Origin of the sequence: Marinobacter sp. EVN1, assembly GCF_000475375.1 — a bacterium.
Taxonomy (GTDB): Bacteria; Pseudomonadota; Gammaproteobacteria; order Pseudomonadales; family Oleiphilaceae; genus Marinobacter; species Marinobacter nauticus.
In genome coordinates, this window is record NZ_AXCB01000059.1 from 1 (window position 1) to 7,447 (window position 7,447).

Below are 7,447 nucleotides of genomic sequence, written 5' to 3' on the forward strand. Positions count from 1 at the left end.
CCTATGAGAAATCCGGGTTAGGGGTAGATAAGTAATGCTACCAACAGCCTCTCCGGGTTCGTTTCCAAACTTCAACCCAAATGCTCGAAAAAATCCCATGTGTGCAGCATATGATTTGCTATGGTGATTCAGAGCCGTAAACCTGCTTCTTGGCTTGGATTCTCTGAACCTTTTCATTTCATTCGCCACGTAGGCCATGGTGAAAGGCTCAACTAATCCTAAGTTCACGAAGTCAAAAGCGTACTCATCAGAATGCTCTAAATCCCAAAGGCGATTACAAAAATTTAGAGCGTTTCTGAGTGATAGATTTTGTGGAACTTTTACTTGGATCATTCTCAACCTTTTAAATAGAACCTTAACGCTGAGCTTTGAGGAATTTTTGGAGCCGAAAAGTGGCGGAAAAAATATCCAATAACAGCGACTCGTTGTTACTCCTCGACGCTCGATCTGAGCGAGCGATACTGCTCCATTTTCTCCCTAAATTCGTTGAGTTTGTGGGGAGCGACATACACATACTCAACAATCACCCTGAAAAAATCGTCAATTGCCGCTGCCTGAATAGGAAGAACCGACTCATTGATACCATGAGCTCCAAGATTACCCAAAAGTCTTAGAACATCGCTAAGCTCTGAAAGCGTCGGTGGAATTTCCCCTTTATCAACAAGATTTGCCAATCTTTTTTGCAGCGATCCTTTGCCAGCCCCTCTATCCTCACAAACTGCTTCCAACGACCTACGTATCTGTACGGCAAAAGCATTCGGAGCCAGTTCTTTTATGCGAAAAGCTTCCTGGTAGACCTTTCGGATCAACTCTGGTACCGAGTGGTGAAGATTGCCGGATTTCGGATAAATAAGGTCTGCTTGATCAAACTCTTTATCGGAGAGCTGATCACCCATATTGTCGTAAAGGAGAACTTGATGGCAGGTTTCACAAACAACGATGAAAGTAGACCATGGATGTTCGTCTTCAGAACCATCAGAAACCGACCAGGTTTTCTCCATATGTCTCTGAGTATGAATCAGACGTTGCGGAGCTTGATTACCGCAATGAGGGCAATACTGAACTCTCGTCAAAGGCTCCGTCATAATCAATCCCTCTGTAATAACGCCCCGCATCACTTGCCGGCGGAGGGGGGGCGAAGCCCGCTGTAGCCGGTCAGGTACATGCGGGTGTTATGGGGCATCTTGGTTTATGCAACCGCTGGTTGTCCACTTTCGACCCGAAAAGATCATTGGGTGACCGACTTACCACTAGTTCTCCAAGTGCTTGGCGAAAATCCTTGAAACAACTCACGACACATCTTTCAGCCAGTTCCTTGGAAAGAGGTTGGGGAGCATCAGGCCGCTGGCGTAACGAAATCGTCCCGCATCCTGAACGCGGCGGAGGAACCACTCTCCACCAGAACATCGAGCACATACACGATCGCCTCGCGCAGGGCTGGATCGCGCTTGAGTTCAAGCGGCCGCGCGTAGACATGCCGTTGTAGAAGAACTTCAAGCATGAATACGGTGTTGGATTCGCGCAGCATGTCAGCGGGATTTCCGCGCCTGAGCATGTTCGCGATGCGCACAAACCCGGCTGGCATGGAACGCTCGCCGATGTGATAGAGGAAGCGGACATAGTTGTCCACCACGATCCAGACCGGCGGCAGCGCGTCGAAGAGCGCGTCGACGTTATGGGCATAGCCTTCAAGGCTCCGCCAATGACGGACGTTGTCCTTCCACCACGCGGTCAGGAAGATCGTCGACAGCACCTCGCTGCCTCGGGGATGTTCCCTGTTGAGATGCGTGAGCCACTTGGCGCGCTTGACCCGCTCGGCAAACAGGTTCCATAGGAACCAATAATGCGGCGTATTGGGGTTGCGGTCTTCGCTGCTCGTGAACCCCTGGATTACGGTGTGGACCTCGCGCGGATGCCGGTCAACGGCCTCGAGGATTGGCTGGAGGACTTGCTCAGCATCGGCATCTGACGCGCGCATCACAAATTGCTGGATGCGGTCGGATATCGCCTGCTCCCTATGAAAGTTTCTTTCGCGCCTGTCAGGAGCGCAATCGTGCTCACGGTTCCAACACCCCACGAGGTCTTCGCTGGCGCGCCGGTGTGCGGCTACGGCCAGAGGCTCGTTTGGAACATGGCCCAGAATTGTAAGAATTTTCGCGTGCACCTCAGCTCCGAATATCTCGGTGATGTCGAACCTTACGTGCGCATCTTCGGCGATTTCCCCTTCGATCCAGAACCGCCCGCGAACGTCTGCGGCCGCGACGGCCGAGATCGTGCCCACCGAGCGCCGCTTATGGTAATGCTTCTTCTTCTCAGCGTTCCAGTCGCCATCGGCAAGAGCGGCCTCGGTTGCGAGGGCATTGACAGCGCGCATGGCAAGAGCGGGATTCGCGGCCCATAACTCGTCATTTATGCCCCAAGTGGCGTACCAACGGACCTCATCGATAGGATGGGTTAGAGCGGCAATAAAGGCCTGCCGTACGCGCGTCGTCTGTGCTTCAGTAAGGGGCTTGGAGAGCAGCAGTGGCACGACGAAGGCACAGGGACGGTCTGCCAGCATCGAAAACCTCTGCATGCGGTTGATGGTTCCCCACTGGTCCGCGTTTCTGAAGATTTCGGAGCCGATAACGTCGGTGCACCAATCCCTATCTTCCGGCGACATTTCGTCCCAGTGATCGCGGGCGCAAACGGCGGCCACAAATCCGAGAGCGTTACAGCTGTTGTCGGGATGTGCCGCGGTGCGATCCATCCCTTTGGCACTTGCCAACTTCTCCCGCCACTGGTCAGGATCGGCAGAGCCGGCCTCCCGCTGGAAGACTTGGAGGCCCCACATGTAAATACCCAGACGGGTATTCATCTCGCCCATCCTCTTCGAGCTCTCGTCAATGAGCTGCTGAACTTCCGGAGCCGGAGCTTTGGGGTCGAGGCGAACGTAATTTCTCGCAGAGCCCTCTCCGTCCGCTTCCGAGGTTTCGCCCGCTTCGGGCTGGTCGTCGGCCACGTCATACTGACGAAAGTCCATCCGGTGAAGGGCGAGCTGCCATGTGAGGTCGTGGTTATTGCATTCGTCCGGCCCCGGCAGTGCCGCGACGTAGCGATCTATGATGGCGTGAACCCGCGGTGCCATAGCACCAAGTTGCAGGTTTGCGATGGCCGCTTCAAGGTCGTGCTTGCGGTGCGGCAGCGCGTTCGACTTTTCCCGCTCCTCTTCGTAGATCTTGTTTTCGGCGCGGAAGGTCGGGAATAGTCCCGTGAGGCTCGAAGTCTGGCGCTCGCCGGCCATGCGGCTACGATCGATCTCGATGTAGTCCTGCACCGACAGCAGCACCAGAAGGGCCTCGCCCGACCGGTGAGGGTGAGCGGTCGCCACGCTTGCGACGACAGCTGCGAGCGCGGCGGAATCGGTGCGTTGTAGAGTTTCGAGCAGTACCGCGTCGAGCCCCTCGGGATGGAATTTTGCGTAGTCGAGCAACCACTTCTCGAAAGCCATCAGCAACGACTGGAGCAAATAAGGCCCGACGGTCATGCCACGATACAAGCCCCAGAGACGCGGGTTCACCCATTGCTTGCGCCTGGTCCCATTGGCAAACGTGAGCTCGACTTCCCAAGCTGGTTCGAGGGGGTCAGGGAGACGCGGATGCGCGTACCACTCGGCACTGTGACCGAAGACTTGGATCAGGAAGTCGAGGCCTTCTCTCGGATGGTGCGTAAGCAGATTTATCCACGGCCCCCGAAAGGCACTAGCAGGGAAGAAATTATGGTGCAGGTGTTCTTTGATGCCGAAGTAAAGGTCAACGTCGATGGATGAGCGGCCATAGGGTTCCGCGCATAGATATTTCTCCGTGGCGAGGAAGGTATCCAGTGCGACGGAGATCAGGAGGTCCGGCAGGTCGCGCGCGGCGGGTGCGCCATCGAGCCCCGCAAGGAGGATGTCGCGGAATTCCTCGGCGACGGGATCGCGGTGGTGTCCTTCCTTGATCTGTCCGCGCAGGACGGCTTCGAAGCGCGCTGGGTCGGCTTTCGGGATCTTCGCAATCACCTTCAGAATGCGTTGACGCGTGTCTCCTCCCCTGTAGTGGTCAAAGCTCGGGAGGAGCCAATGGGCAATGCCGGCAACATGTACGGCCCCGTCGATGTCAGGTGCCCACCAGCTAACGCCCCGCACGGCATCCTCGATCAACGCGATAAGCAGCGGTGCGTCTTCTGGCCCGAAACTGCCTAAGTTGCGATGCACCAGCCTCACGACGGTTGCCCAGACCGCACCTTCTGGCACGTTCAGGATCGAGCTGTGGCCGCGAACATCGGCAAGCCACGCGGGCGACGTCACACAGGCGACGCGCAGGAGGTGGATGACCCGCCTGAGGATGGCGCGGTCATTGTCGAGCAGCTCGGCCTCGTGACGCGTGAGGAATTCTGGCGCGGACGGTGCCTTAAGCAGCGAGACCAACGTATCGTCGCGGAACTGGGCGGGCACGTCCGCCTGTGTGATGGCCGCGCTGAACAGCCGGTCCGCTGCGGCTGCGTCGCGGTCGATCAGCTCGGCAACCCACTTCCGGTACGAGCGGCGCACCGCAGGATGGGGTCCTATCGCTGACGACAATGCCTTGAACGCCGTCTCATCCGTAAGGTGCAGCTCCTCGATCCATTGAAGGATAGCCCAGTCCTCGAGGACGTCGTGCGCCGTCGCCACGAGCAAAGCGTTGCTGTCGGGCGAAACAACGAGGGAGTCCTGCTTGAGGAAGGCGATGGCTGCGGCGTTGAGTCCAGTAGCTGGCACGTAATCCGACAGGGCACGTGCCCGGCGCACCGCCAGCTCCTGCAATGCGACTTCGCGCAGCCGCGGCATGCCGTCGGCCGGATTCTGGTCCGCGCGCGCGATCTGCCGCCAGAAGACGGCGCGGAAATCGCGCTCGTTCTTCGGAAGCGGACGTCCCGCATCCCAGGGAATCTGCAATGCCTTATCGATAAAGTACGGATTGCGCAAGATTTCGCGCAGGGCGGGGGTGGCGAGTGGCACTGCCAACGACGGAAAGGCGGCCTGAATTTCCTGCAATTCGGTGTCGTCAAGCGGCGGAACTTCGATGACCGCGTGATCAATCCCCGCCACCTGGAGAAAACTGGCCCGTACCTGCTCCACTGAATAGTCGCGGCAGGTCATGAGGATACCGAGGCCGTCGTCGGAATGGGCGAGCGTCATGAGGTCACTGAAGCCGTCGCGCGTCGGTTTCTCAAGCAGGCGTTCGACACTCTCGATCAAGAGCGCCTTACGGTCCTGAGCGCCGAGGATGGCTTGAAGCTCTGTGGCGCGCGCAGGAATCTGGCTGTTGTGGAGTGTTTCGTCAATGTGGGCGACGGCGAACTCCTCAACCCGGAACCCGAAAGCGAAAAATGCGCGGGAGAGAAAGGCCACCGCTTCCTTCGCGATGACAGATTTGCCGCTGCCCGCCGGGCCCGTTATCAGGACGACTTGGTTCGCCTCCATGGCCGCAAGCACTTTGTGGACGATGGCAGCGCGCCGCAGGTGGAAAGCAGGCCCGATCGTCGTCTGGATCTTCCGAAGCACGAAATCCGTGTGATTCTTCAGTGCGGTCAGTACCCGCTGCTCCTGTGCGCCCACCTCGCCGTACGCCTGAACGAGAGCGGCTGGAAGGTCGGTGCGTTTCAGGCTCCGCGCTCCCGGTCCGGCCTCGCTGGCATGGCCTAGAAGAGCATCCCAGGCAGCCGCCGCACTGGCAAGGGGATCTGGGTCGGTAGACTTGAGGGCGAGCAGCGTCTTGATGTGCGCCTCGGTCTGGCGAGTGGAGCTGTGCAGGTCAAGGCTCAGGACGTGGAGCACCCGCAGGAAAGGCCAGAGGTCTTTGGCGAAGACGGGCGTTCCTTCCAATGCGCTGACGATGCGGCAGAGCTCGTTACACTGGTGGATGGACTTCTTCGAGATGAAACCGTCGAGAGACAGCCGCCGTTGGAATTCTTCGCCGTCGGCCGCGCCCCGCGCGCAGTCGAGCAGCCCAACGAAATTCTCTAGAAGAGTATTTGTGCCGCGCAGCGTGACAAGCACAAAGCGGTCATGCTGGGGATTGAACGGGTCGGCCTCCTTGAAATCTCTCCAGAAGTCGCCAATGGCCTTCTTGCATTCGTCGTCGGCGGCACTGATGGTAAAGCTGCGTTTCACCTGCCCGACGAGCCGCGCAGTGACCGAGCCTGCGCGCGCGCAGACGATTAGAATATCGTCCGTATTGAAGCCGAGATGTTCGGTCTGGAAATGGACTTCGGTGACGCCGGTATCGGTCAGGATCGGCGGGATGCTGCGCACGAGCAGCTGCGCTAACCAGTACGCCGCGACGTGTTGCTCGAAGAACACACCCTCGCCGCCCGTGGAGATCGGACTTGAAACTCGTTTCTGGCTTGGGCCATCCATGCAATTCACCAAATTTTCCATTGTATCGCTAGTCGGGGAAAGTCTTTCAAGACTAGTTCGATGACGACGTCATGCGAGTGGTTCCACGTCCCGTCCGATGGTTGCACGGACCAAGTTTACTAAGAACGCTTGATGTCACGTAATGCCATGCGCAGCGGCCGGTTTGTTGCGCGAAACCTGACAAACCAGTCCGACTAATTAAAGATTTTCCAGGCGACTATCACTAAACCATACGTGCTCATCGCCGTGTAAGGAGCTGTAAATTATTCGCACTGCAAACTCATGATCTAGGCTTTGGAACTTCTCAGAGTCTTCTAGCAAGAACGCGATTTTCGCTAATGTGATTTCTTCGCCTGCCGCCATAACACTGTGCTGACCCAGGTTGGTGATTGAGGAACTATGGCGGATGTCGTTCTTGTTGAGCATCTCCTTGACCGATTCCCCAAAAGGTTTGTCCTCAATTGGCTGTAAGTTCAAAAAATATTGAACTTTTTTAAAATACGCCGGGCCGTTTCCCTTGTTCGTTATCGAAAAAGAGTATCCAGTTGGACCCTCATTTTCATGCCCAACGATCACGATCACGGGAGACTGTCCTAGCCTGTTATTTCGGCGAGTCTCATAAATGCTATAAGCCGAAGCCACAAGGGCTAGGCCTGAAATTATCAAGCTCGCGTCCATAAATACCTGTGTTTAAAGCGACTAGGCAGTGCGCTTCATCAGTGCAGAAATTTGACTGCGTCATTATTACTGACTTTGAACCATCAATCACGCTGCACGTGGATTGATAAAACAATAGCTTAGCCGAGCATAGCCATCTCTGCTATGTAATCATTCAACGCCTGCAATTTGCTCCGTCAATCTATTGGATGAAAGCGCTGTGATTAGTTTGGAGGCTCTGGCGGAAAGCCCTGACTCGAATGTTCGCTTTTGTTTACAAGCGAACATTCGAATTCTGTGTTTAGCGGAGCAACTAAGGAAGGTCTGAATAACTGCTGATATTTGCCCATCTTGGGTTTAAACGGCAAAAAA

Annotated in this window: 3 protein-coding genes and 1 pseudogene; all 4 read right to left on the reverse strand. The window is 56.4% G+C overall.

Going from position 1 to position 7,447, the window contains the following annotated elements; genetic code table 11:
• Nucleotides 1-333 (reverse strand): annotated as a pseudogene (locus tag Q674_RS41525) (hypothetical protein); the annotation flags it as partial.
• 95 nt (nucleotides 334-428) lie between these two features.
• The gene (locus tag Q674_RS37120; protein ID WP_161629374.1) at nucleotides 429-1,085 is read right to left on the reverse strand and encodes a DUF4145 domain-containing protein; all 657 of its coding nucleotides are present in this window, start codon (nucleotides 1,083-1,085) and stop codon (nucleotides 429-431) included.
• Nucleotides 1,086-1,336: 251 nt separating this feature from the next.
• Nucleotides 1,337-6,418, reverse strand: coding sequence for an ATP-binding protein (locus Q674_RS37125; RefSeq protein WP_023009724.1), 5,082 nt, complete (start codon nucleotides 6,416-6,418; stop codon nucleotides 1,337-1,339).
• Between the two features lie 198 nt (nucleotides 6,419-6,616).
• Nucleotides 6,617-7,000: a hypothetical protein gene (locus Q674_RS37130; RefSeq protein WP_152526095.1), complete on the reverse strand. Its 384-nt coding sequence runs from the start codon at nucleotides 6,998-7,000 to the stop codon at nucleotides 6,617-6,619.
• Nucleotides 7,001-7,447 lie beyond the last annotated feature (447 nt).

Bases quoted from the DNA above. Each gene is read 5' to 3' on its own strand.
- Q674_RS37125 (WP_023009724.1), bottom strand. From the start codon at position 6,418: ATGGATGGCCCAAGCCAGAAACGAGTTTCAAGTCCGATCTCCACGGGC.
- Q674_RS37120 (WP_161629374.1), bottom strand. From the start codon at position 1,085: ATGACGGAGCCTTTGACGAGAGTTCAGTATTGCCCTCATTGCGGTAAT.